Here is a 26,764-nt window from a genome sequence, read left to right on the forward strand (position 1 = left end):
TCAAAAGAAAACCCGCTTTAAAGCGGGTTTTTTATATTTTTAATTTATTACGATCATCATCAATATAGGACATTGTGATATCAATTAAGCAATCAATTAATTCTTCAAAAGTAAAACCCATATTTTGAGATGAAAAGAAATTCATGGTCAGTGCAACGCTGGAATTAATTAAAACATAAACCATCAATTTTAGATTTTTTATTCTGAGCACTTCAGGATGTTTAACCGCATATTCAATCGCTAAGGTATTGATAGCCTTCACTGCTTTTACATGGCTGGCTTCGGTACTATATTTGCTCGAAACACTAAGCCAATAAAAATATTTATTCTCATCTTTTGCTAAAAACTCACCAATATGCAAAAAAATGGATCTCATCGCTTCAGGAATTTCCATTTCTTGAATCTTGGGGATGACGTCGTAAATCACTTTAGCCAGCTCAGCAATAAAGTGTTGTTGCATCTCGACAAACAAGGCTTCTTTGTTTTTGAAATATTCATAAAAACTTCCAGAACCAACGCCTGCGATCTCACATACTTTCAATACTGTTGTGTGCTCCAATCCATTATTTTTTACTGATATAAATCCTGCATCAACTATAGAGGCATAAGTATTTTTTGATCTACTTTGCTTTGGTTTTCTTATAGTTACCATTATAAAAATCTCCTTATTAAATCCGTCTTTTTTCCGTACAAATTCATTGATAGATTCTATATACAAACTCAAGATTGTTCAAATTACCATCTGTCTATAAGGGAAAAGAAAATGAATATAGCTGCACAATCTCTACAGAGAATCGTTCGTCGTAATGTGATTATTCCTTTTGATAAAAGCAAAAAGTTTTCTTTTTATTATGAAGATAACCTCGTTGTTACCTCATTATTTGTGGTTCTTTCAGCTATGTTTCCGCCGGGGGAAATGTTTTTTATCGAAAGTATTCGAAATGTCCGTGATCAAATTAAAGATGAAAAACTACTAGACGATATCCGCAATTTTATTGCCCAAGAAGCCTTTCATAGTCGTGAACATCAGTCTCTCAATGAGCATCTTATCCAGTCGGAGTATCCTGAAGTTGCGGAGATAGAAGCTAAAACCAAAGCAAAACTAGATGAATTTCGCAAACTCCCCAAAGTTGAGCAATTGGCTGCAACCGTGGTGATGGAACACTATACGGCAACACTTGCACGATTATTATTAACTGATCCATTAATTAAGCAGAGAACGACGCAAGAAAGTAGAAACCTTTGGGAATGGCACGCACTGGAAGAACTAGAACATAAATCTGTTGCATTTGATGTATTGGATGCCATAGGTGGTAATACAGCTAAAAACAGAAGGATGGCTCTAACCCGAGTTACTAAACTTCTTTCCCCAGTACTTTTTCATTACTGGATCAAAATATTAAAACGCAGTGATATTAAATTTTCTGTTCGGGAACTCAAAGACGGTGTATATCTGGGCTTTGGAGGAATCAATCGTATAGGAATTATCACAAAAGCAATGATTGAGATGTTGGATGTACGAGATAGAGATTTCAATCCCCTACACATGCAAACGGATCAACTCGAAGCAGAATATCGAGAAAAATTATTTGGTGAAAATGGCATTTTAAAAAGTGTACTTAAGAGCTAATTACTTTTGAGAAAGAAAAAAGCTTTTAACAAGCTTCTAGGTCAAATGATGAAAGCATCTCAGGGTAAAGCTCACCCTACACAAATGAATGAATGAATTGATCAGTTAAACTCATCTGATTGCGAAAAGAAAACCTGCTTTAGAGCGGGTTTTCTGCTTTTTATAGGATAAAATACCCACACAATAAATTTTTAAACTAAAACTGACATGATCGTTCAACTTATGAAAAATAAATTACTCCTGAGTGCTTGTTTACTTTTAATCAGCAATTCTAATTTTGCACAAACACCTCAAGCGCCTAAAGCCGATGCTGAGGCCATTTTTAAAGCAGCAGGTTTTACAAAAAGTAAAAAAGGCTGGAAAAGTGATTGTTCAGTCGGTGAAATTACAACTTATGCCGATTTAAATGGTGATGGGCTGAAAGATGCAATCGTTTCAGATTACGGCACCATGTGCTATGGCAATACCGGGGTTGGTTACTATGTTGTAGCGCAACAGAAAAATGGTCAATGGAAAACCATTTTAAAAGAAGCAGGTATGCCTGAGTTTTTAAAAACCAAAGGAACAGATGGCTGGCCTGATATTGAGAATGGTGGGCCTGGTTTCTGTTTTGAAGTTTTACGCTGGAATGGTCAAGCCTACAAGGTTAATCGCTACGAATATCAAGGTAAGGCTTGTGAGTTATAACTGAAGAAATATCAAATTAATGAAGAAATTGATTGGTTAAATTGAACTAACTTCAAAAAAACCCGCTTTAAAGCGGGTTTTTTTATTGTAAATTAACAAAAATACTAGAAGAGTCAAATTTTTTAATTGTAATAAAATCCCCTCGATTTGTTCGCTTCATATCTTCGGTATACTTTAATACGGACATATCATCAAAACAATAAAATTCATAAAAACAGCTATTAAAACTAAAGAAAAACCCTTTATCTGTAAAAACTATATCTTTCAAACCAACAAATCCATTACTATTTTCTATAGCAGCATTTAAACTACTACAATCAATCTTATAATCAAAAAATCTTAACCCATCAGGATATCTATTAACAACAAAATAGGTGTATGATAATTTTGTATTTAAAGAAAAATCATTTTTTTTATCAAAAAAACAAATTGCTTTCTTAAAATTAAAAATTTTAGCTTCAATAAGCTCCCAAGAACTAAAAAATAATTCATCAGATTGAAGGAAATCTAAATAACAGCTATGGCTTAATAAACCCTCAAAATATATTGACTTTCCAAATACTTGAAAATCTCCATGGAGAGTTCCCCCATCCAACTTATAAAATTTTGAAGCTACTATCAAATCAATACACAATGCATCATCATGTGCTAAATTCTTGAAGGGCATATGCTCTAAAAAATTATAATAGGATAAATACCATCTATATTCATCAAATTCAGTATAAGCATTTAAAAAAAGTAATTGTTGTAATTTCAACGGAATTAAGGACCTTAGAATATTTGTGTATTGTTTCTCTAAGGCATAATCACCCCACTCTTGAATTTTTTCAGTTTTATTCGTTGATCTATTAATTTTTGTATTTATTAGCTTAAACAATTGAAACAAACAAATAAAATATTGATTCAACTCTTGATTCTGCAAAAGCTGATATCTTTTATCCTCTAATTCCAAATCACAATTTATTACAAAAATAGAATTATAAATTTTATCAACTTTACTCTCATCATTTTCATTCAAAGAGAATAATTCATCTTGCTGATGTTTAAACTGATTTAACAAACTAAAAAATAGACTATCAAATTGCTGAAGATTTTGTGTTTTCTGAATCAATTCTTGTGAAGTTGCAGAGTCTTGTTGTGCTTTACGACTTAATGCAAGCTCTTCAGAATTAAAATCTAAAGATTTTTTATTTTGATAAACTGTATACAAAATCAGACAAACACTCAAAAAAGTTAAAATAGGATTTAAAGTACCCCCAATAAAATCACCAAAAGCCCCCCAATTAGAAATATATTCATTACTAATATAGGGAAGTGTCATTGATTTTTCATTAATAAATTCATTTTTTGAATTTTGTGCCAACAAAACATTTTCATAAAATCTTAAATAAACATCATTAATCAGCCTATAAAAACCATATAAAAATCCGACACCCAATAAAATATAGCTAACGTGACTTTTAAATTTTATATTTCTAAAATTCATTTCATTTTTTGATACACTAGAGACCCTAAAATTATACATTTAAATAAAAAATTATCTACCACAAGTGCTCATTTTCTGTCGACTTTGTCAAGAAAATATAAAAAATATATCACTGATAAATATTAATATCTAGTTCACCTTAACCATAAATCCAAATATCAAACATTGAAAAGTCATTACCAACTTATCTAAACAATATTAGTAATAACTTTACGATGTCTTATCTAAACGATGTCTTATCTAATTACGTTTAAAAAGTACTAAAACTCATCACTGACCTCTTAACACACCCAACTTATTCCAGATATCAGGCGTTAAAAAGGTCGTCACTAATTTATTTAAATCAATATAACGCAAGGTGCTTTGCAACTGCTGTCTGACCGCAGGATCTTTAACAATATCCTGCCCTGCACTCTGACCTAACTGCTGAAAAGCCTCGCCAACTGCTTGAATCCCTTCAGCTTGAATCACCGCTTTGGTCTGCGTCGAACACTGCTCCACAATCACACGCTGTAACACCTGTGCCAGCTTCTGATCCAACTGGGTTTTCTGCTCAGGTGTGACATTACTAAACGCCTTTAAATCAGGATGTGCAGCCAAGGCACTATACGTCCATTGCAAAACTGTGGTTTTATCCGCTGCGGTGGTCGCTTTCACCAAACAGTCACTCAGTTGATCAACTGTTGGCCCTGCCATTGCTACTTGGGTTGTACCCAACACAGCCGCAGCCATGAACACAGAACGACTCAAATGAGAAAATTTACGGCGGGCAGAAGTATAAACACGAGACATAAGCACAGTTCCAAATTGCAATCTTTCCCTTTGTACCATGTACAAGGCAAATCATCTGTTATGACGCTGTAAATTACGTAAGCCCAAGCCTTTAAAGCTTTGGCAAAGTGTAAAATGATCCTCTAAAACAATCCTATATTCCTGAATGCGCATTTATTCCATACCTGCATAATCCCATGATGCGGGAATATTCGGCTGCTTCGGCACTTTATTTAAATCAATATTCAGGTTGCGACTGCCTTTAAACGATTTCTCACCCGAATCTGATGCAGGTGATACATTTAGACTGTAACGATAACGAAATTGCCATAACATTGGTTTGATCGGACGGATATCCAGACTCAACCCATCTTCATCATGACAGTTGCCTTTGGAATTCTCATAATCCTGTTCCGAGAAACAGGCCCGAATCATGCGATTAAAACTAAAAGGATAATTTTCAATAAAGCGATGGGTTTTGCCTGAATCCTTTAATTCATAAAAGCTGGCACGCTCAATCCCCGCCCCACCACCCGAATACATTTCTGAAAAGGTATCAATCACTGCAACGGCATAACGGTTTTGATCCATTGGAAACAATTTAGGAAAAATATATTGCCCCGATCTTGCTATCTCCTCGTCAGGTACTAATGGAATATGCCATTGCTTCAATAATTTAAAGCCAGAATTTGAGTGATTAAACTGGACAATATTTCCCTCAGATAATAACCATACATCTTGAGGAGGTATTTTTAAGCTCAGCCACTTTGCTTGCTGAGTACAAAGGTCTTTGACTTGGTCACAAAGTTGTTTTTGTTCTGACTGGCTCAGTTGTGCTTTTTTAAACTCCAGAATCTGTAATGGCGCAGCAAAAGTAGAGACACTCATGTAACTCAACACCGCAGTGAAAATGACTCGACTCAATCTATTGTTATTTTTAAACATGGCATTTCCTTAGGCTATTTTTATCGATTTATCCAATGATTTTACAATTGCTTGAGTTTGATCTGGTGATAAATCTTCATCATCCGAAATATGTTAATTTAAAGCGAAACTTAAAACACGCCATTAAAAATGAAAATATTCCTTACCACTTTTGCTTTTGCATTCTTGATCTTCGCTTCGGTGACGCATGCTGAGATTCACGATTTCAAACCAAATTTTCCTCAATTCTCAAATACAGCACAACAACGTCAAACTGAAAATCAAATCTATGCATTGGGTGAAGTCTCCTTTGCCAATGACGTTCGTGTACCGTTCTATGGTATTACCGCGCCAAATCCTGTCGATGATGGTCTATTAAAAGATTTTAAAACCTGTACGGCAAAAAGTTGTCATTTCAATTTTAAATTAGCTGCCGATCAGGCCAAGCAACTTAAACTGGTTGCATTGCCTGAAATTGGTCTTGTTCTTTTACCTAGAGACTGGCGCGATGTAGAAGCGCATGCAGGGGCAAATGGCACAGGCTCAGCATTACTCATGAGTCCAAATCAGAAACAGGCCATTGAACTCTATGATTCATCTGTTTGTGTTGGCTGTGGTATGCCCTATGCCACCCTTTATTTTCCAAACTTGCTAAAACAAAGTATTGAAAATGAATATGGTGGATATAAAGATCCAAAGAAATTAGTCAACGTTGTACACCCTTCCAAACAAGTGGCCTTCTTTAGTTATCAGATTCCAAAGCTGAATAACAAAACCCATGGTGTGGCTAAATATATCGATGATGGCGACTTTAACTTCAGGATCATTAAAGTAACGCTAGATAAATCCCAACAGCCTTTGGTTGGGACGATTTTAAATTTTTATCATTTTACCCATTAGCCTGAGATTATGTTTAAGCAGACTGGCTGGCTCTGAGCAGATTCAGGAAATGCTCGACCCGAACATTATTTTCTTTATTTCGAAAAATCGCATAAATGGGTGCAATACAGGGTTTTTTCGCTTCCAGACTGCGATAGACAATTTGCTTGTTCCAAAAATCCTGAATTGAAGCGGGCACAATGGAAATGCCGATCCCCGCAGCAATCAAATTAAGACTTGAAGTTAAGCGCGGTGCTTCCTGCACAATATTGGGATTAAAACCAGCCTGATAGCAGTTCGCCAAAATATTATCAAACAGGTCCTGTCCAGCAATACGGCGATACAATACAAACTCATAAGGCTCGAGGTCTAGCAGTCGAATTGGCCCCTCTTCAACGGCTAGAGGATGATTACTGGGTAATGCCACAATTAATGGTTCATCCAGCACATGCAGACTTTGCAGTCCAATACGAATCGGCGCGGGCTTGCGTAAAAACACAATATCCAGTTCTTGATTAATCACTGCATCGGTTAAGGAGCTGCTGCTTTTTTCTTCCAGATGAATGGCAACGGCTGGAAACTTCTCTCGAAACTCACGCAATAAGGCAGGCAGAAATGGATGTAAACCAGCCGAATTGGTAAAACCGATATTGATCTGTCCTTCCAGACCTTGTGCAATATTTTTTACCCGTTTCGGAATAGATTGGGCATGTGCCAGAATCGTGATGGCTTCCTGATATAAAGCCTTCCCCGCTTCTGTGACTTCAACCCCACGCGGCAAACGTTTAAGCAATGTTGTATCCAACTCCTCTTCCAGACTTTTGATCAGTCGGGTCAAAGGTGGCTGTTGCATGTGTAGTCGAACAGCAGCTTTGGAAATATTACTTTCCTCAACTACAGCAACGAATGCGTTCAGTTTATGGATATCAATCATACATACCTTAAAAGTATATCTAACAGCAAAAATAGCATTTGTGAATATACCATAAATCTTTCATGCTATAGCTCACGAAGTTGAACAGAAAGGTTATCCAATGAAAGCCCAAGCCCTATCAATACAGAATGAGCCCATCACAACTGCTCCTGATTGTAAGGCATTATTCACGGGATTTATGAAGTTGGGATTGATGGGTTTTGGTGGGGTTTTACCCTTGGCTCATCGCATCATCGTTGAAGAACACAAATGGATAGATGAAGGCAAATTTACCGACTTGTTAGGCGTCTGCCAATTATTGCCCGGCGGCAACATCATCAATATGGCCGTTGCGATTGGCATGGAATTCGAAGGTGTTAAAGGCGCAATCAGCTCAGTACTTGGCTTGATCTCCGCACCAACCGCAATCGTACTGATTATCTATCAGGTGTATGAGTATTTTCAGTATCTCCCAGCAGTCAAACATATGATTCAAGGTCTAGCGGCAGCGGCGGCAGGCTTACTGTTTGCAACAGGATTGAAGATGCTCAGACCGATCTTAAAAAGTTACCTGACCATCTTTACCATTGGATTGACCTTCGTCTTTATGATCTGGATCAAGCTACCACTGGCACTGACTTTAGCCATTCTACTCGCAATTAACATGCTGGTTTTAGGAGTGAAAAAATCATGATCTTACTCACCCTTGCCATTGTTTTTACTCAGCTTTCATTACTGGCTTTTGGTGGTGGTAACGCCATTCTGCCTGAGATGCAGCATCAAGTTGTTACCGTCCATCAATGGCTCACTGCCGAGCAATTTAGTTCACTGTTTGCGATGGCCCAAGCGGCTCCTGGCCCGAATATGATGATTGTGCCTTTGGTGGGTTGGCATGTCGCAGGCCCAGCAGGACTACTGGTTACGTCACTAGCGAAATTTGGCCCCTCATCCATCATTACCATTTACGCGCTTAAATTCTGGGAACGTTTTAAAGCCAATCCACTACGCGCTCGTTTTGAAAAAGCCCTGAAACCGATTACTGTAGGTTTAGTGCTGGTCAGTGCATGGTTGATTGCCGATGCATCTGCACAAAACCTGCTGCTGGTGATGATCGTGATTGTCACTGCAATCCTCGGCATGTTTAAAAAGATTCATCCGCTCTGGGTCATGGCTGCGGGTGCTGGACTGGGAATCGCCTTCCTTTAAGCTTTAAACATCAATAAAAAACCTGCTTGATGCAGGTTTTTTATTGAATCTCGAATTACCAGATGCTGACCCGTTTTTCAGGCGCCAAATACATTTTGTCCCCTTCCTTAATCTTGAATGCATCATAGAACGGTGCTTGATTGACTAAAGCGCCATTGGCCCGAACTTTATCTGGCGAATGTGGATCTGTTTTTAAATATACAATCGCTTGAGCTTCTCGGGTCTTGGCACGCCAGACCTGTGCCCAGCCCATGTAGAAACGCTGTTCACCGGTCCGACCGTCAATAACAGGTGCTGACTTGCCTGCCAATGAAATTTGATAGGCTTTGTAGGCAATCGATAGTCCAGAATTATCTGCAATATTTTCACCCAAAGTCAGTTCACCATTGACGTGATATCCTGCAATCGGTTCATAGGCATTGTACTGCGCCACCAAAGCCTGTGTTTTGGCCTTAAAGCGCTTGTGATCTTGAGCAGTCCACCAATTACGCATATTGCCCAATTCATCAAACTGACTACCTTGATCATCAAAACCATGGCTAATCTCATGTCCAATGACACTGCCGATGCCACCATAATTAACCGCATCATCGGCATCGATATTAAAAAATGGCGGTTGTAAAATGGCGGCCGGGAATACGATTTCATTAGATGATGGATTGTAATAGGCATTCACCGTCTGCGGTGTCATAAACCATTCATCACGATCCACTGGCTTACCTAGTTTATCTAAATCATCTTGATGCTCAAACTCGCTGGCACGCATCACGTTACCAATCAAATCACCCTCTTTAATATCTAGTGCTGAGTAATCACGCCATTTCTTCGGATAACCGACTTTAATCGACAAACTGGATAATTTCTTTTTGGCCTGTACTTTAGTTTCAGGACTCATCCAGTCCAATTGACTAATGCTTTGATCATAAGCCTGTATCAGGTTCTGAACCAATGTATCCATGCGCTGTTTTTTATCTGCAGAAAAATGTTTTTCCACATAGATTTTGCCTAGACCATCGCCCAATACCCCATTCACAGTTTGTACACCACGTTTCCAGCGCACTTCCTGTTCGGCAACATCACGTAAGGTCTTACCGTAGAAGGCAAAGCTTTCATCGACAAAAGCTTTATTCAGGTAAGGCGCAAAACTACTAATGAGATTCCATTTAAAATAAGCCTTCCAAACGTTTAAAGGAGTTCGATCAATCACTGGATCAAGGGATTGAAAATAACTTAACTGATTCACCTGAATGGTCTGAATTTTATCCTTCACCCCAACCGAACTGAGATAAGTGTTCCAGTCAAATGTCGACGTCAATTTTTTTAGATCTTTGGTTTTATAAATATTATAACGCTTGGATAAATCACGATTCTGAACATTACTCCACTGAATCTTCGCCAGTTCAGTTTCAAGCGTTAAAATTTCTTTTGCATGTTGAGCCGCTTGCTGATCACCTGATAATTGCAGCATACGTTCAATATGCTTGAGATATTTTGCACGCGTTTCTACAAACTTCTGATCGTCTTTTAAATAGTAGTCACGATCAGGCAACCCCAGTCGACGTTGCACCAATCCCGCAATCATCACATCAGAGCGCTTCATATCCTGTCCAATACTGATATCAAACGGCGTTCTGACGCCAATTCGAGAAAAATGTCCCATTAATTGGGCAAAACCTTGTTTGCTTTGAAGTGCATCGACCCGTGCCAACTCTGGCTGTAAAGATTGAATGCCCTTCGCCTCAATCGCTTTTTCATCCATAAAACTGGCATACAGACTGGCAATCTTTTGCTCTACGCTGCCTGCCGCCCATTTTTGTGCAGCCAAGTCTTCAACGATGCGATGTAATTGATTGGTTGATAATTCATGTAACTCATTGAATGCGCCCCAACGTGCCTTGTCCGCTGGAATTTCAGTTTGTTTCAGCCATGTTCCATTCACATAATCATAAAAATCATTATTTGCACTGCCATTCTGATCAATATACTGTTGATCAATACCTGAGATTTTTTGAGTTTGGGCGGATTGAATAGCTTGAGCTGCCCAGACATTTATTGTTGTCGCAGTCAGCGCAAAGGCCAAGGCACTTTTAAGCAATAAAGGTTTCATGATTTATCCTGTTTATTTAAGTTCTAAGCGATACAAGAGAAAAATGAGAGATCATTAATTTTATCAACAGACTATAGTGAAACACTTTTGCTGAATAAAGTCATTTTCCCTGCAATATATATTCACTTTTCACATAAAAACTAATACACAAAAAATCATCGCCCATAAAAAAAGCCCTAGTGTTGAACTAAGGCTTTGCTATACAAATGACTGAACTAATCCAAGATTTTTTCAAAAGCTTTAAGACGTTTATGAATAGAGAGTAGCTCGATAATGGTTTTCCAAGAAGTAATCAGATATTGGAAAGAATCCCGTACATTACTAAAAACATTCACAATTTGCTGGAACAAACCAAGTGTTAACAAGCCCGCTGAAATGGATGGAAATAACACTACCAGCTTATATAAAATATCGAGTTGCCCATACCAATTTGCCGTCATATTGAAATAAGAATAATGAAAATAGAGACGGAAATAGTTTTTTCTTACTTGGGCAAATAACGCTTTTAATTTTGCTGGCTGAGCGTATTCAACGTGATCTTCACCATAGACCAATTCTTTACGGTAAGCTGCCTCAACTTTCTGGTTGTTGAACTGGAGACCTGGCAATTTTATCCCCACAACCATTAAAAGTATCGTTCCAAAAACTGCCCAGACCACAGCAGCCCAGACCAATGAATATTTAACTTCACCAATCAAAGGTAATGCTGGCACATGATTGGATAAGACAAAAAGTAAAGGTAAAAATGCAATTAAAGTCATAATCGCTTTAATAAACTCTACTCCTAAATCTTCAACAATCGTGGCAAAGCGCATGGTGTCTTCCTGTACACGTTGCGATGCACCTTCAATATGTCTGAGTTTTTCCCAGTTCTCAACATAGTATTCATTCATTGCTGTACGCCAGCGGAATACATAATGGCTGGTAAAAAATACATTTAGTGTTCCCAAAGTGACATAGACCATGGCAATCCATAAAAAGACTGTTAGCTCTTTATAGAGTCCCATGACATCCCCACCTTTTGCAGAGAGCATACTCTGCACTAAATCCCAGAAGGGTACGTACCATGCATTAATCGCGACGTTTGCTTGTACTGCAAACCAGATATTAAACAGGATAAAGGCGGAACCCCAGATCGACCATTTTTGCCATTTATTATCTGACATCAAACGCCAGAACCCAGCGAATAGCGCTGTAGCAGTAAAGAACCAGCAATAAAACCAGATAAATGAAGGTGTCCAAAACCGGCTGACATCAATCGGTAGTTCAGCATCGGCATAGCCTTTAGGAAAACCAAGATACTCTCCCCAACTATGCCCACCGGTATACCAGAGCAACATATTGAGAGATAACCACACAATCACTGAAATAAAAAACAATCGTGGATTAGGAAAAAAAGACTTAAACATCGTGTTTAACAATCCTTGTTGTGCTGCAATTAACTTTAATGCGTCATCCTATGACTCAAAACTTAAAACTATCTGATAGAAAAGTTTTATGATTTGTAGTTATTTACTATTTTTCTGCACTTTTTAATAGCATTTTGTAGAATATTTATAACTTATTCTTATAGAAAATTCATTTTAGTAAATGGACTCAACGACTTAAGCCCATGTATAAATATGAAGAATATCAAGTTATCTTGATAAAGAACGGTTTTGCTGTACCGCCATATTTTGCTGATCGGTCTTTGAAAAAACTGTTTTACTTTGAATGGCCCATTGAATATCCGCCAGTTTTTCATTGGCTGCATCAATCCCTGCCTGCATGGTTGACTCTCGACCTTTCACATCAAAAATATGCGCTTTCTCACGTAGATCAGGTTGAATCACAATATCTGCTTCTTTGAGCTCTTCTTCAGCCAGACGACCTTGCATGATATTGATATTCTGGTTAAACAAGCCCCATACATTGGTGGTTTCGGTATGGATCGGCTGAGCCAGAATGTCTACTGCAATCACTACATCTGCGCCCAATTCGCGCGCCACCTGTACAGGTACAGGACTGACCAGACCACCATCAACATATTCCACATCATGAATCATAGTCGGCACAAACATACTTGGAATCGAAGCAGAAGCACGAACCGCCTGCCCTGTATTGCCATAGTTAAATACGGTTTTCGTACCATCTTTTAACTCTGTCGCGACCACATAGAGCGGAATTTTCAGCTTTTGTAAGGGCGTATTGTGAACTTGCTGATTGATATAGTCTTCAACCTTTTTTCCATCAAAAAAGCCTTTCAGACTCAGATTGACATCACGGACATCATTGGCTTTTAGCTTCAAGGCAATATCACGTAATTCAGCTGCACTTTTTCCACTGGCATAGATTGAACCCACAATACTACCCGCGCTGGTTCCCACGATAAAATCAGGACGAATGCCTTGCTGTTCTAAAACTTCGATCACACCAATATGAGCATAGCCACGCGCCCCACCACTTCCAAGCACCAGTGCCACTACAGGGCGCTTTTGTTGCTGTTTAATATAGGTAAATGGTTGCGAAACAGCATGTGCTTGAGCATCTTCCACAGCAGGACTTAAATGAGTTGTCGTTTGGCAACCCGCCAAGGTCACCATTGAAAGCGCAAGCGTCCATAATTTAAGCTGTTTCATACGCAGTGTTGCCATATTGACTATTTTTCTGTGTCGGATTTTAGCGCCAGCACACTTGAAAAGATGTATCAATTTCTTTGCATTTGTCATAAAAACTTCATAAAAAAAGTCCCTCGAAAGGGACTTTTTTCATTGATTCAATGTCTTATTAAAAACAAATTACCAAATATCAGAACCGACTTTTTTCTTCAGTTCTGGATAGTTATCAATTTTGAATTCTGGCTCTTTAATGCCTTTCTTCAACTGTGAGGTATAGTCTTTCAATAAAGTACGCGCCATTGGTGTTAACAATAAGATTGCGATCAAGTTAATGGTTGCCATGATCCCCATGAACAAGTCAGCCATTGACCAAACTAACGGAACGCTACCAATTGCACCAAAGTACACCATCACCAACACAAAAATTCGGAAGATGAACATGACTTTTGGATTGTTATTGATGAACTGCACATTACTTTCCGCATAAGCATAGTTACCTAACACGGCTGAATAACAGAACAAGAATAAGAGAATCGCAAGGAAGTCACCGCCCCAGCTGCCCACTTGAGACTCTAAAGCACGTTGAGTTAATTCAACACCCACGAAGCCTGCATCATGGTAAACACCAGAAACAAGGATAATGATTGCCGTACTTGTACATACAATGAAGGTATCTACGAATACACCAAGCATTTGAACCAAACCTTGGTTCACGGGATGTTTTACATCAGAAGCTGCTGCAGCATTAGGAGCCGAACCCATACCTGCTTCGTTTGAGAACAAACCACGCTTGATCCCTTGCATCATTGCCATAGAAATCATGGCACCGAAGAAACCACCCGCTGCGGCGTTGAACTGGAATGCTTCAGTGAAGATCAATTTGAAAATGCCAGGAAGAAGTTCGTAGTTGCTGAGTGCAATATACAAAGCAACGGCTAAATACAGACCTGCTTTTAATGGAACAAACATTTCAGCAAATTTAGCGATACGTTTAATACCACCAAAAATTGCGAGTGCCACTAAAACAACAAGTGCCAGACCAACCCATGAGATTTCAAGATCAACACCACCTAAGTGAGCAACAAGATTGGCTTTGTCCCAACCCCATGCATGTGAAGAAGCGTTGGCAATCGCATTGATCTGAACTGAGTTGAATACGAAACCATAAGTAAAGATCAGTGCGAGTGCGAAGATCACACCAAAGGTTTTACTGCGTAAGCCTTGAGTAATATAGTAAGCTGGTCCACCCCGAAACTGCTTGCTATTACTATCTCTAACTTTAAATAACTGAGCAAGCGAAGACTCAATAAAAGCTGAGCTCATACCCAATAATGCAGTAAACCACATCCAGAACACGGCGCCAGGTCCACCAATCGCAATCGCAATCGCAACACCCGCAATGTTACCTACACCAACACGGCTTGCTAAACCCGTTACAAATGCCTGAAAGGGTGTAAGTCCGTGTGAATCTTTCTCTTCACCTTTAGTACGACTGCCCTTCATCACCTTGATACTGTGAAAGAACATTCTAATCTGTACAGCTTTCGTCGCAACGGTATAGAAGATACCCACTGCAAGAAGGAAAACGACGAGGAAGTCCCATAAAGGATCATTGAAAAAACTTACCCAAGCCATCAGGGTGTCATTTAATTTTTCATTCATCACTTATTCGCTTTTAAATATTTTATGTACATCCGTACATATACGATAACAATGGATGAATCAAAAAAGCCCCGTTGGGGGCTTTTGATCCGACTTAGGCAAAGAATTTCAAAATTAATTGAATTACTGTTGCGTTAATTAAATCAACGAAGAACGCACCACAAAGCGGAACAATCAGGAACGCTTTATGAGATGGTCCATACATGTTGGTAATTGCCTGCATGTTTGCAACTGCTGTTGGTGTTGCCCCCATACCAAAACCACAGTGACCAGCTGCCAATACAGCGGCGTCGTAGTTTTTACCCATGACACGGAAGGTCACGAATGCTGCATACAATGCCATAGTAATAGTTTGCGCACCTAAAATTACGACGAGCGGCCCAGCAAGATCTGCCAACTGCCATAATTTAAGCGAAAGCAATGCCATTGCTAAATAAAGTGACAATGACGCGTTACCAAACACATCAATCGCACGATCAAAGATATCAATCTTTAATACGCTTTCTAAGATATTACGTAAAATAACACCACCGCCGAGTGCCCAAACGAAAGTTGGTAACTCGAACCATGTCCCCTTACTAAAGCCAGTCATGAACTCTGCAAATGCAAGACACGCAGCAAACATACCTAAAGTAGTAATGGCATTATCAGCAGTGATTAAACGGACTTGATGTGGATTTTCAAATGGTGCCAGTTCGTCAGGATGCTGATCTAAATGCGTATCGCGGTTTTTGATCTCTGCTGGTGTCTGTGCTTGAGCAAGGCTATAGCGGTTAATCAACAATTTAGCCAATGGACCACCGATAATACCACCGATAATCAGACCAAACGTTGCACTCGCCATACCTAACGCCAAAGCACCTTGAATCCCATGTTGCGTTTCAAGAATCTCACCCCATGCACCTGCTGTACCGTGTCCACCTGTCAATGTGATTGAACCTGCAATCAGACCAACCAGCGGATCGATACCCAGCATCGTTGCCAAACTCATACCGACAGCATTCTGAACCACGATAAATGATGCAACGCAGACCAGGAAGATCACCAACCCGATACCGCCTTCTTTAAGCTTCATGAAATTGGCACTTAAACCAATAGAAGCAAAGAAGATCAACATAAAACTGGTTTGTAACTCGCTACTAAAGACAATGCTATAACCCCAAAGCGAATGCACAAGTAGCGAAACTACCGCAGCAACAAGACCACCTGCAACAGGCTCAGGAATGTTATAGCGTCTTAAAAAATCAATTTTATTAACGAGCAAACGCCCTAATAACAACACGATAACGGCTGAAATCAGGGTATAAAAACCATTAAAAGTAAATTCCATATCTTCTTCCGTTTATTTCACCAGTTCATTCGATGGCTTGTCCCCACCTCAAAACTGCTAAAATAGTAACTCTCAAAATGAGTGAAAACTCAATCAACTTTATAAAAAGCATACAGTCCGATATAAGAACCTTTTACACATTATAGTGATTCAGTTTTCACGGATGATTTTCATCTGCAGGATAAATGGCTTAGAAGTTATAGCAAGCCATTGCCCCCTACACGATTATCTTTACCCTCGATCGCTATTCTTTTCAGCGCCTTCCAGATCAACCTTATTGATGCGGTTAAAAATACCATCGCCGCCTTTTGATTGATACAAAGCATTACCACGCAAGAAACCATAAAGCTTTACTTCTGCACCAGATGCAGCGCTAAAACTTAATGGAGATTTTTTCGGGGTATTGGCCGCGACAACAGCAGGAGTATTTTGATTATGGGTTGTAACCCCTGTACTAGCAGGAGCTACGGCAACTTGAGGTGTATCATTTTGTTGTTTTGTTTGGGGAACATATTGCTGTAATAAAGCGCTTAATTCCTTCACTTCATCACGAAGTCGCTGAATCTGTTCTTGCTCTGAAGCAGCATGTGTACTGTTCATCATTAAGGTTGCAACAGTAATTGCCAGACCTTGCATTACGAACGGCTTACGGATGAGAGATAAACTCATGAGAAGCTCCTTGTATATAGTGTATATTTCAACAATTCCCACAGACATTGAACTGGATAAACTCAAGCTGTCTTTTAAATAGAAAATTCCCCCTCACCGGATCAGCAAGGAAAGCCTAATCAATTTTAAAAAGGGCGTATTATGCATAAATTTCGAATATTGTGTGTACTTTTTATTTAAAGAGTTTTATTGATTTCATTGAGTATGCATAAATATTATTTCGATTTCATTATGTTACCAATAGAATTATTTTTCACACAAATCAGACAAAAGATAGAAAACTCACAACAATTAGTGTTAATCCGCTAATTTATTTGCATATTTTTTACTCAAACCTATATTTATACCTGAAAAACTGGCAACAAAAAACATTTATTGATTTATAGTCTCCAGACATTAAAAAATCAAAATGTTGAGGAGTTTTCATGAACACGGAACAAGTCCGCCTTGTGGACGAGGCCATTACATCTCGTCACTCGGTACGTGCGTTTTTAGATACCCCTGTTGATCCCCAAACCATTAAAGATATCTTGACGGTTGCCAGTCGTGCCCCTTCTGGCACCAATGTTCAGCCATGGAAAGTCTATGTGGTGACAGGGCAAAAACGCGCCGAAATGATTGACCGTGTTTGTGCAGCACAAATTGAACTTTTGCAAAAGCCTGAGCTGGCTGTCCAATACCAGGAAACTTTTGCCTACTATCCTGAAACCTGGATTTCACCATTTATCGATCGTCGTCGTGCCAATGGCTGGGGACTTTATGGCTTGCTCGGCATCCAGAAAGGTGAAAAAGAGAAAATGGCAGCGCAGCAATTGCGTAACTTTCAGCTATTTGATGCGCCAGTTGCCTTGTATTTTACCGTGAATAAAATAATGGGTATTGGTTCCAAAATGGATATTTCCATGATGCTTCAAAATGTCATGGTGGCTGCGAAAGCGCGTGGTCTGGATACTTGCCCACAAGCGGCATGGAATCATTTCCACCCGATCGTTTTAGATATTTTAGGTGCGCCAGAAGACGAAGAACTGGTATGCACGATTGCTTTGGGTTATGCAGATCCTGACCATATTGTGAATACTTTCATTACGCCACGCGAGCCTGTTGAAAACTTCACCGTCTTTTTAGATTAAACCACTAGAAATGCAGCAGTAGTTCTTTAGCTAGAACGACTGCTTTGCAACTTACCCACTTTTAAAATTGCCAAGAAACCTGCGCTGGTAAATAACAGCATCATGATGCCCATATTCAAGGACGCTTTCCAGAGCAGGAAATTCAGGATAATCCCCGCCAATAGACCGCAAGCAAATTGCATACTGCCCATAATCGCACTGGCGGTGCCTGCACGCGCGCCTTGTTGAGACATTGCCAAAGCCATCGCATTCGGCCCCGTTAAACCGATGCCAGACACCACCAAGAACAAGCCAGACATGAGTAACCATAATGGCGCATGCACCATAAAGCCCGCCCCTAGCACAATCAACGCACCAAAACACTGAATCGCACCACCCAGCTTTAAACGCTGGAAAATGCCCATACGGGTATTCAAGTGTTTATTAATCGACGACATCAACATGATGCCTGCCGCATTTAAGGCAAAAGCATAAGAGAAATTTTGCTGAGATAAACCATACTGCCCCATGAAGACAGCTGAAGCAGAACTGATATAACAGAATAAGGCTGCGCCTGTTAAACATCCCGCAAACATCGGCACACGGAAACTCTCATCCTTTAAGATCGCCCCATATAATGTTGTGACTTGATAGACCGATAATTTTAAACGACGCTCAACGGGCAAAGATTCTTTAAAGAAGAAATGCACACAGAACCAGCAAATTACGCCAATAATAGCCAAGCTAATAAAGATCGCTTGCCACGGAAAGAAATTCAGAATCCATGCCCCAAACATCGGTGCAAGAATTGGGGCTAATCCCATCACAATCATCATGCTGGAAAATGCTTGTGCAGATCCTTGCATGTCCAGACGGTCACGGATTGCAGCGCGTGCCATCACGACACCGACACAGCCGCCTAAAGCTTGAAAAATACGGGCTGCGATCAGGGCCCATTCATTGGTTGCAAAGACACAAGCCAGACTGGCGATGGCATAAAGCGCCAAGCCAAAATAAAGAGGGATTTTACGTCCAATCCGGTCACTGACAGGGCCATAAATCAACTGACCAATTGCCAAACCCAAGAAATAAGCAGGCAAGGTATTGGCAACCATTTGCGTACTTACCCCGAATTCATCTGCCATTTGAGGCAAAGCAGGTAAATACATATCAATGGATAACGGCCCTAACGCAGTTAACAAAGCAAGCAACATAATCCATGCTGTTGAATATTGACGTTGATTGGTTTGCTCGGCCTGCATACTGCCCCACTTTAACAAATTTTGGAATATTCTAAGCTTAGCATCCCCACCAGATTTGTGCATAATATTAACGTCTGCGAACACTTTATCCCTGTGAACAGTCACGATGAAAATTCAATTGTAGAATACAAGAAGGACAACCCTTGAATCCTTGGTTCGGACGTTTAAAACAAACAACCTATAACACCACGTTTATGTATAACGTGCGCATGTTAATTGCCTTTACAGGGACAGCTTTTGTTCCTTATTTATTAGATTATCAACTTGCAACGATTCCCTTAACATTAGGTGTCGTTGCTGCAGCGATTAGTGATATTGATGACCGCTTCTCTGTGCGCATCATGAATTTGATTTATACCTATATCGGATTTTTTATCACTGCTGCATCGGTTCAACTGTTATTCCCCTATCCTGTTGCTTTTGCAATCGGATTAATTGCCTCATGTATCGGCTGGATCTTACTCGGTTCACTCGGACGACGTTATGCCACGATTGCTTACGGTTGTCTGGTCACTTCCGTCTATACCATGTTGGGGGTGCATTTATTTGAGCAATGGTATGTTCAACCCGCCCTTTTAGTCGCAGGTGCGGCTTGGTATGGCTTACTCTCCACCATCAGCTTCCTACTTTTCCCTGTGCGGAAAGTTCGGGATCAGCTTTCGGCTTCCTATTCTGCGCTGGGGAGTTTCTTATTTGCCAAGTCAAACCTGTTTGATGTAGATATGACTCCATCCAGTTATCAACAAAGTATGATTGATATTGCCATGGAGAATGGCAAGCTTGTGGCGATCTTTAATGATCTGCGTATGTCACTGTTAACTCGTCTCAAAGGTGACCGCGGTCAAAAGGACACACGGCGTAGCCTGCAATATTATTTTGTAGCTCAAGATATTCATGAGCGTGCAGATTCTGCCCATATTGATTATCAGAAACTGGCGAAAGTCTTCCAGCACAGCGATATTCTGTTCCGTTTCCAGCGCATTCTTTCCATTCAAGGCAAGGCCTGTCAGGATTTGTCTCAATCAATCCTCAGTCGTACCCGTTATGTCCATAACAAACGCTTCAAGCATAGTTTTGAAAATTTACGGATGTCGTTGGAAAAACTGCGCGAAGATGGACATTATGATCAGGTGCGGATTAATGCATTATTTGCGCTATATCAGAACCTGAAATCAATTGATGCACAATTACAGAATCTGGAAACTGAACGGAACCTGCAAAAAATCAATGCACAGCATGCGGAAAGCCAGCTCAAAGACGACGATCTCAAAGGCTGGAATGACATTATTGTGCGTGTCAAACAACATCTCTCACCTGAGTCAGTGTTATTCCGTCATGCTGTCCGCTTATCGATTGTCTTGTTTATCGGCTATCTATTTATCCAGATGACGGATATCGCCTACGGTTACTGGATTCTGTTAACCGCACTATTTGTTTGCCAACCCAACTTTAACGCCACCAAACGCCGTTTGTATTTGCGAATTGTCGGCACCTTGGTCGGTATTATTGTCGGTCTTGCGATTATCTATTTTATCCCTTCGATTGAAGGACAACTGGTCATGCTGGTGCTGAGCGGTGTGCTATTTTTAGAATTGCGTAGTAAACAGTATGCACAAGCCACTGCCTTTATCACCATTTTAGCCTTAATTAACTTTAATCTGGATGGCTCAGCCTTTGCAGCTGGTTTTCCACGCTTGATTGATACGGTGATTGGTTGTGCTCTGGCTTGGTTTGGTGTCAGTTTTATCTGGCCAGACTGGAAATTCCGCAGACTGCCCCGCTCGATCCGACGTTCTTTACAGGCGCAATGTAAATATCTTGCAGAAGTTGTCGAGCAATATCATCATGGCCGTAATAATGCCCTGAATTATCGTGTTGTCCGACGCGCTGCCCACAATACTGATGCAGAGGTGGCTTCGCTGATTTCAACCATTGCCACCGAACCGAATATTGATGTAAACCAAAAAAGTCTGGCCTTCGAGTTTCTATGTCTCAGCCATACTTTTTTAAGTTATATCGCGGCATTAGGGGCACACCGTGAAAAAATTCAGGATCAGGAAGTATTATCCCTACTTGATCAGGCTCTGGATGATATTCAGGGTGCATTACTCAGAGATGAAGTTCCTGATTTATCAGCACAAAATATGATGCAAACCATTCGTGACCGTCTAAGCCGCAATGAAGAAAATGATCAAAATTCATTAATTATCTTGCAGCAACTGTCATTGATGCTCGGTGTACTGACCCGTTTAAGTATGCTGAAACAAAGCCTGAGTCATGAACCAAATGAAGACGGCACAGAGTATGCATCGCTCTAATCATTCGCCATTGGCATAATATCTTTGCATGCCAATAGGTGTTAAACTTAACCTAGTTCTAAACTCATTTTTTACACTATGACCGCCAAAACGCTATACGCTTATACGCTACAACCTGTTCCTTACGAAGTTTCTGAAGCTGAACAACGTCAAGCTCAACTTATGATTTGGCGTAGTACCAACAAATTCAGCCGCAAAGCATGGATGATTATGATTGCACTTGTTGTGCTTTCTTTAGTTGCAGCAGGACTTATTAAATATTACTCAACCTACTCTACCGTGATTTGCTGGGTAGTGATTGTGAGTGTGGTTCTTTTTTATTTGATCAAGAAATTTGGTCTGGAGTGGTACGTCAAACGTAAAATGACTGAATTCCCTGTTCAGGAAATTAAAGGTTTACGTTTAGGTGTACAACCGCATGGTATCGTGATGCGTCAAAAAGTTGGCCTGCAAGAAGGCACAGCGACAATTGGCTGGAAAGATATTTATGAATGGTATAGCTCACCAGACTTTATCCTTGTAAATTTCAAGGTAAAAACACCAAAAGGTGAAGAACAGCAAGGTGCTTATATTTTGCCAAAACGTATGGATTCAAAGAACTTTTCTTTCAATACCGTTCGTAAGCACTTAAATGAAACTGTAGGTGCGCCTAAATCGATTTAAGACACGGATGAACAAAAACCTCTCGCAATGAGAGGTTTTTTATTGCTCGTAAAATAAATGAGAATCAAAATCAATATTACCTGCAAAATCCACAATGTATTCTTATTCTTGAGTTATAATTTTTTACATGAATTCCACTCTATTTACATTTTTTGACCATGTTTAAAAAAGTTTTCTTCCAGATTCACTGGTTTTTAGGGATCACCGCGGGGCTTATACTCTCTTTAATGGGCGTAACGGGGGCGATTTACTCTTATGAACCACAAATTCTCAAATGGATTAATCAGGACAGCTATGTTGTTGAAGTGGCTCAATCACCCAAATTAACACCTGCCCAGCTTTATCAACATTTCAACCAAAAACAACCAGAAATCGAAATCAACAGTATTACAATCGCTTCTGATCCCGCCGCCTCTTCCACCGTGAATATTAAAAAAGAAGGTGCACGTCGCGGCTATAACATGATGGTCAACCCATATACAGCGGAAGTCTTACCCGAGATTAAAGGTCGTGATACGTTGCAATTTATCCAACGTTTACACCGAAATTTAACTGCGGGTGAGTTTGGTGCACAAATTACGGGCGCCTCTACCCTGATGCTGATTTTCTTTGTATTGAGTGGCCTCTATTTACGCTTTCCCAAGAAACATACTTTTAAACAATGGTTCTTTATCAAACCCAAATTAAAAGGGCGTAATTTTATCTGGGATTTACATGCCGTTGTCGGTACATGGGTGGTTATCTTCTATCTACTGTTTGCCTGCACAGGCTTATATTGGTCGTACGACTGGTGGCGTGCGGGTATGTTCAAAGTCATGGGCGTCGAACAACCACAACGTAACCAACAGCACAATGAACCTAGAAATAGAAAGCATAAAGAAGAAGGTTTATCGACCCAGCAGGTTAATACCATCCTGACCCAGACTTGGACAGGTGTGAATGCTCAAATTGGCCGGGAATATTCAACGTTGACCCTAAATATTCCAAAGCGTGATGATGCAAAAGTCGAAGTGTCTTTTGTGGATATCATCCCACAACACGAGCGCGCACGAAATCAGGCCGTCTATAATTACCAAGATAAGCAGTTTGAAAAATTTGAACTGTATGAAGACAAAAAGCTCAATGAAAAAATCATGAGCAGTATGCTTCCTGTACACCGCGGTAGTTTCTTTGGTTCGACCTATCAATTTATTGCAATGCTAGCGTCACTGACCATGCCACTGTTTTTCGTAACTGGATGGATGTTGTACTTAAAGCGTCGTAAACAAAAGAAACTCACTCAAGCCGCACGTCAATCACTTGGTACTCAACAGATTGATCCAAATGCACAACCTTGGCTGATTACTTACGCGTCTCAAACAGGTGTCGCAGAGCAACTGGCGTGGCGTACAGCGACAAGCTTGCAAGAAGCACAACAGCCTACCACCGTAAAACCGATTCAACAGCTTACTGAACAAGATCTGCTACAGGCACCACAGGTTTTATTCGTGATCAGTACCTATGGTACTGGTGATGCACCAGACCTCGCCTCTAGTTTTAGCAAAAAGCTGATGCAGCAAAGTCTTGATTTAAGTCACATGCAATATGCAGTGCTTGCGCTTGGCTCAAAGGAATATCCAGAAAGTTATTGCAGCTTTGGTTATGCAGTTGATGCATGGTTAAAACAATCTAAGGCACAACCGCTCTTCGACCTCATCAAAGTAGATAACGCCAATGCCAATGATATTCAGCGCTGGAATGAAGCACTTTCAGTCGTGACCAAGCATGAATTACATGCCATGAATATCGAAAAAGTCTTCGATCAATGGACATTAAGCGAACGCACTCTACTCAACCCAAATAGTGTAGGCCAAGCGGCTTATAATATTGAACTGACCACAGCTTCGGATATGACGTGGCATGCGGGAGATATTGCCGAGATTCAGCCAGCAAATAGCCAAGCAGAAATCCAAAACTTTTTGGCTCAACACCAGATTGCAGCACAAACTGTTGTGCAATCTCTCAATCAGACTATTGAACAGGCACTTTGGGATAAAAATCTACGTGTTGAAGTTAAACCTTTCAATACTTTAGAAGAATTATTAGCTCAGCTTCCAACATTGCCAACGCGTGAATATTCAATTGCCAGTATTCCTGCTCAACAGCTATTAAGACTGGTGGTACGTCAAAACCGTGATGAAAATAATCAGCTCGGTTTAGGTTCTGGCTGGTTAACCGAATATGCGCCACTTAAACAACCGATTGCATTACGTATCCGCACCAATGAGTCGTTCCATCTAATCGATGATAACCGTCCAATTATCTGTATTGGTAATGGTACTGGTATCGCAGGTTTAATGAGCCTTTTACAGCAGCGTAACCGACAAAATTACACGGCCAACTGGCTCATTTTTGGTGAACGCCAACGCGAACATGATTTCTTCTATCAGGAAACGATTGAAGCGTGGAAAAACATGGGCACATTGCAACGAGTTGATCTCGCTTTTTCAAGAGATCAGCAGCAGCGTATCTATGTACAGGATGTCATGCGTAACAATGCAGAAGAACTGCTGAAGTGGGTTCAGCAAGGTGCCGTGATTTATGTCTGCGGTAGTATTGAAGGTATGGCCTCAGGTGTAGACCAAGCTTTAACGGATATTCTCGGTGAAGCAAGGTTGGATGAATTACGACAAGCAGGTCGTTATCGCCGCGACGTTTACTAATATTCATCTTTCCTAAAAAAACGAGTGCCAGTCACTCGTTTTTTTTATTTTCCTAAGACAATCGGAGAGTTTGCCTTTCTTTTAATTTTGCATACACTTAGCACGGTTCAAATCGACTACGATTAAGATTATGCAAATAAGTTCATGGGTTCGTGTTTTTCTCGCCCTTATTGGTTCAGTTTTATTTTTAGATGGCGCTATTCTCATCGCATTTAAAAAGATTCATATTGGTACAGTACTCCCTCTCCTGCTTGGATTATTTTTCTGCCTATATTCTTACTTCTATTATCATATTGAGCGTTTCTTTTTCTACCACTTCCGTTTGCATTCAATCTGGCGTTTTGGCTGGCTCTGTTTTTGGGCATGGTTAATTAGCTTAGGCTATTTCTTTGATTATCTTGCTGACAACAATGCAAAAACACAACATGTTTTACCTGTAAAGGCGATTATTGTTTTGGGTAGCGGTGTAGAAAATGGAGAACCGTCGGCGACGCTAGCAAAACGTTTAGACCGTGCGGCTCCTGTTGCCCTAGCTCAGCCAGATGCGAAACTGGTACTGACAGGCGGGATTGACTATGGTGAAACAGATAGCGAAGCCGTGGTGATGTCTCGTTATCTACAGAAGCAATATAATATTCCTGTGTCACAAATCATTCTGGAAGATAAAAGTACCAGTACTGAACTCAATCTGAAAAACAGTCAAGGTTTATTACAAGCCAAACACATCAATATCCAGCAACCGATTGCAATTGTGACCAGTGATTTCCACACCTTAAGAGCTGCTGCAATTTCCAAGAAACAAGGCTACCGAGATATTATCTTGCTCGGTGCAACCACGCCTTTAGCTACACGCTATAACGCTTGGTTAAGAGAATATTTTGCTTATGCCAGCGGCTGGTTGCTGAATGAATATTGATTAAGGTTTTTCTGTTCAAATTATGATGAAGCTGAGTTATGCAAACGAATATCTCGAGGCAACGGAAGCTTTAACTCAGCAAACACATCTGGTCGTTGTAAGTAAATCTGGTATAAAAAATTCTTAATATCTAATAATAAAGCATCAGGGGTAACCAGCAGGTTATTCCCTTCAGGTGTTAAATCCAAAGATAAAATCGTGTTATTTTCTTTTAGAAAGGGAATCATCTTCTCAATAAAAGCCAATAAGGGTACTTCCTGAATTTCGTATTGCGCCCAATTGTCTTTAATCAATAATTTCGCCAAGCTTTTATTTTGCCATACAGATAACGCATGCTGACCCGATGGTGTTGAACATAAAGCCCAGCCGTCATGATAGAGCGCGATCACGTGACGTTGCATAATAATATTTTGAATAAATTGACGATAGGTGTCTTTGAGCGAAGAATTGGCAGGTGTAGCTTGAGATTTCGACGCAGCCTTGCGTTGATAAGGATTTCTCATAAAGTACTTCATATTAGAATCATTATATTGATGCTAATCATAAAATAACTTTGTATTGATTACAATGATATGAGATTGGGGAAGAAATATGGTGGGCGCTGACGGGATCGAACCGCCGACATTCTGCTTGTAAGGCAGACGCTCTACCAACTGAGCTAAGCGCCCTGAGCGAGGATCAACAAAGCGAAGCTTTGTCTGAGCGCAAGAGAAAAATCTTTGATTTTTCTAATGGCATCTCGTATCAGAGATCAAGTATACAAATACTTGTTTAAAACAAACATTCTCTTAAACCGATATCAAGAGAATGGCGCAGCGGACGGGGCTCGAACCCGCGACCCTCGGCGTGACAGGCCGATATTCTAACCAACTGAACTACCGCTGCACTGTATTACTTCCATAAAGAAGTAAATGTCACAAATTATGGTGGGCG

23 protein-coding genes, 2 tRNA genes and 1 pseudogene are annotated in these 26,764 nt (G+C 40.1%); 11 read left to right on the forward strand and 15 right to left on the reverse strand.

Annotated elements, in window-relative coordinates:
• Positions 1–31: 31 nt before the first annotated feature.
• Positions 32–652: a TetR/AcrR family transcriptional regulator gene (locus PJ15_RS08295; protein WP_047429727.1), complete on the reverse strand. Its 621-nt coding sequence runs from the start codon at positions 650–652 to the stop codon at positions 32–34.
• 111 nt (positions 653–763) lie between these two features.
• Between PJ15_RS08295 and PJ15_RS08300 the strand changes: the two genes are divergently transcribed.
• The 3 genes from PJ15_RS08300 to PJ15_RS08305 all read left to right on the forward strand — a co-directional run bounded on the left by PJ15_RS08300 (position 764) and on the right by PJ15_RS08305 (position 2,317).
• A complete protein-coding gene (locus PJ15_RS08300) occupies positions 764–1,630 on the forward strand; it encodes a metal-dependent hydrolase (protein ID WP_047429730.1) in 867 nt (288 codons plus the stop codon).
• A 6-nt stretch (positions 1,631–1,636) separates the two neighbouring features.
• Positions 1,637–1,726 carry a hypothetical protein gene (locus PJ15_RS18350; RefSeq protein ID WP_081402763.1) on the forward strand — a complete coding sequence of 30 codons (90 nt, stop codon included), beginning with the start codon at positions 1,637–1,639 and terminating at the stop codon, positions 1,724–1,726.
• A 111-nt stretch (positions 1,727–1,837) separates the two neighbouring features.
• Positions 1,838–2,317, forward strand: coding sequence for a hypothetical protein (locus PJ15_RS08305; protein ID WP_047429732.1), 480 nt, complete (start codon positions 1,838–1,840; stop codon positions 2,315–2,317).
• 82 nt (positions 2,318–2,399) lie between these two features.
• On the opposite strand, the gene PJ15_RS18205 is transcribed toward PJ15_RS08305, so the two are convergent.
• The 3 genes from PJ15_RS18205 to PJ15_RS08320 all read right to left on the reverse strand — a co-directional run bounded on the left by PJ15_RS18205 (position 2,400) and on the right by PJ15_RS08320 (position 5,519).
• Complete coding sequence (locus PJ15_RS18205; protein WP_171248579.1) at positions 2,400–3,803, reverse strand: putative phage abortive infection protein; 1,404 nt, start codon at positions 3,801–3,803, stop codon at positions 2,400–2,402.
• A gap of 270 nt (positions 3,804–4,073) precedes the next feature.
• Positions 4,074–4,595: a hypothetical protein gene (locus PJ15_RS08315; RefSeq protein ID WP_047429735.1), complete on the reverse strand. Its 522-nt coding sequence runs from the start codon at positions 4,593–4,595 to the stop codon at positions 4,074–4,076.
• Between the two features lie 153 nt (positions 4,596–4,748).
• Positions 4,749–5,519 (reverse strand): hypothetical protein, encoded by a 771-nt coding sequence (locus PJ15_RS08320; RefSeq protein WP_047429738.1) that lies wholly within the window; start codon positions 5,517–5,519, stop codon positions 4,749–4,751.
• A 129-nt stretch (positions 5,520–5,648) separates the two neighbouring features.
• Here PJ15_RS08320 and PJ15_RS08325 point away from each other — a divergent pair, with 129 nt between their 5' ends.
• Positions 5,649–6,398, forward strand: a complete 750-nt coding sequence (locus PJ15_RS08325) for a DUF4850 domain-containing protein (RefSeq protein WP_047429742.1) — start codon at positions 5,649–5,651, stop codon at positions 6,396–6,398.
• 13 nt (positions 6,399–6,411) lie between these two features.
• Here the strand turns inward: PJ15_RS08325 and PJ15_RS08330 are convergent, their stop codons facing one another.
• On the reverse strand, positions 6,412–7,311 hold the full coding sequence (locus PJ15_RS08330) for a LysR family transcriptional regulator (RefSeq protein WP_047429744.1): 900 nt from the start codon (positions 7,309–7,311) through the stop codon (positions 6,412–6,414).
• Between the two features lie 100 nt (positions 7,312–7,411).
• On the opposite strand from PJ15_RS08330, the gene PJ15_RS08335 reads away from it, so the two are divergent.
• Entirely contained in the window at positions 7,412–7,984 is a 573-nt protein-coding gene (locus PJ15_RS08335; RefSeq protein ID WP_004775326.1) for a chromate transporter, read from the forward strand.
• On the forward strand, positions 7,981–8,496 hold the full coding sequence (locus PJ15_RS08340; RefSeq protein WP_004775328.1) for a chromate transporter: 516 nt from the start codon (positions 7,981–7,983) through the stop codon (positions 8,494–8,496). Before PJ15_RS08335 ends, PJ15_RS08340 begins: the two co-directional genes overlap by 4 nt.
• A gap of 55 nt (positions 8,497–8,551) precedes the next feature.
• Here the strand turns inward: PJ15_RS08340 and PJ15_RS08345 are convergent, their stop codons facing one another.
• The 6 genes and pseudogenes from PJ15_RS08345 to PJ15_RS08370 all read right to left on the reverse strand — a co-directional run.
• The gene (locus PJ15_RS08345; protein WP_047429747.1) at positions 8,552–10,603 is read right to left on the reverse strand and encodes a M13 family metallopeptidase; all 2,052 of its coding nucleotides are present in this window, start codon (positions 10,601–10,603) and stop codon (positions 8,552–8,554) included.
• A 215-nt stretch (positions 10,604–10,818) separates the two neighbouring features.
• Entirely contained in the window at positions 10,819–12,012 is a 1,194-nt protein-coding gene (gene sbmA / locus PJ15_RS08350) for a peptide antibiotic transporter SbmA (protein WP_004775330.1), read from the reverse strand.
• Positions 12,013–12,240: 228 nt separating this feature from the next.
• Positions 12,241–13,221 (reverse strand): patatin-like phospholipase family protein, encoded by a 981-nt coding sequence (locus PJ15_RS08355; protein WP_047429769.1) that lies wholly within the window; start codon positions 13,219–13,221, stop codon positions 12,241–12,243.
• A 159-nt stretch (positions 13,222–13,380) separates the two neighbouring features.
• Positions 13,381–14,862 (reverse strand): alanine/glycine:cation symporter family protein, encoded by a 1,482-nt coding sequence (locus tag PJ15_RS08360; protein ID WP_004775334.1) that lies wholly within the window; start codon positions 14,860–14,862, stop codon positions 13,381–13,383.
• A gap of 94 nt (positions 14,863–14,956) precedes the next feature.
• Positions 14,957–16,192, reverse strand: coding sequence for a sodium/glutamate symporter (gltS, locus tag PJ15_RS08365; protein ID WP_004775335.1), 1,236 nt, complete (start codon positions 16,190–16,192; stop codon positions 14,957–14,959).
• Between the two features lie 237 nt (positions 16,193–16,429).
• Positions 16,430–16,861 (reverse strand): annotated as a pseudogene (locus tag PJ15_RS08370) (hypothetical protein); the annotation flags it as partial.
• Between the two features lie 425 nt (positions 16,862–17,286).
• Between PJ15_RS08370 and PJ15_RS08375 the strand changes: the two are divergent.
• Positions 17,287–17,991 (forward strand): nitroreductase, encoded by a 705-nt coding sequence (locus PJ15_RS08375; RefSeq protein WP_047429753.1) that lies wholly within the window; start codon positions 17,287–17,289, stop codon positions 17,989–17,991.
• Positions 17,992–18,017: 26 nt separating this feature from the next.
• Here PJ15_RS08375 and PJ15_RS08380 read toward each other — a convergent pair whose 3' ends face one another.
• Positions 18,018–19,232, reverse strand: a complete 1,215-nt coding sequence (locus PJ15_RS08380; RefSeq protein WP_032811056.1) for a multidrug effflux MFS transporter — start codon at positions 19,230–19,232, stop codon at positions 18,018–18,020.
• Positions 19,233–19,375: 143 nt separating this feature from the next.
• Here PJ15_RS08380 and yccS point away from each other — a divergent pair, with 143 nt between their 5' ends.
• The 4 genes from yccS to PJ15_RS08400 all read left to right on the forward strand — a co-directional run bounded on the left by yccS (position 19,376) and on the right by PJ15_RS08400 (position 25,831).
• A complete protein-coding gene (gene yccS / locus PJ15_RS08385) occupies positions 19,376–21,550 on the forward strand; it encodes a YccS family putative transporter (RefSeq protein ID WP_004775341.1) in 2,175 nt (724 codons plus the stop codon).
• A 78-nt stretch (positions 21,551–21,628) separates the two neighbouring features.
• Positions 21,629–22,213: a YcxB family protein gene (locus PJ15_RS08390; protein WP_005259343.1), complete on the forward strand. Its 585-nt coding sequence runs from the start codon at positions 21,629–21,631 to the stop codon at positions 22,211–22,213.
• Positions 22,214–22,371: 158 nt separating this feature from the next.
• Positions 22,372–24,915, forward strand: a complete 2,544-nt coding sequence (locus tag PJ15_RS08395; RefSeq protein ID WP_047429756.1) for a PepSY domain-containing protein — start codon at positions 22,372–22,374, stop codon at positions 24,913–24,915.
• 130 nt (positions 24,916–25,045) lie between these two features.
• A complete protein-coding gene (locus tag PJ15_RS08400) occupies positions 25,046–25,831 on the forward strand; it encodes a YdcF family protein (protein ID WP_047429759.1) in 786 nt (261 codons plus the stop codon).
• A 20-nt stretch (positions 25,832–25,851) separates the two neighbouring features.
• Here PJ15_RS08400 and PJ15_RS08405 read toward each other — a convergent pair whose 3' ends face one another.
• The 3 genes from PJ15_RS08405 to PJ15_RS08415 all read right to left on the reverse strand — a co-directional run bounded on the left by PJ15_RS08405 (position 25,852) and on the right by PJ15_RS08415 (position 26,716).
• A complete protein-coding gene (locus PJ15_RS08405; protein ID WP_004775348.1) occupies positions 25,852–26,334 on the reverse strand; it encodes a DUF2750 domain-containing protein in 483 nt (160 codons plus the stop codon).
• Positions 26,335–26,423: 89 nt separating this feature from the next.
• Positions 26,424–26,499, reverse strand: a tRNA-Val gene (locus tag PJ15_RS08410).
• Between the two features lie 140 nt (positions 26,500–26,639).
• A tRNA-Asp gene (locus PJ15_RS08415) sits at positions 26,640–26,716 on the reverse strand.
• Positions 26,717–26,764: the final 48 nt, after the last annotated feature.

The sequence above is a fragment of the Acinetobacter sp. neg1 genome, assembly GCF_000788125.1.
Classification (GTDB): domain Bacteria; phylum Pseudomonadota; class Gammaproteobacteria; order Pseudomonadales; family Moraxellaceae; genus Acinetobacter; species Acinetobacter vivianii.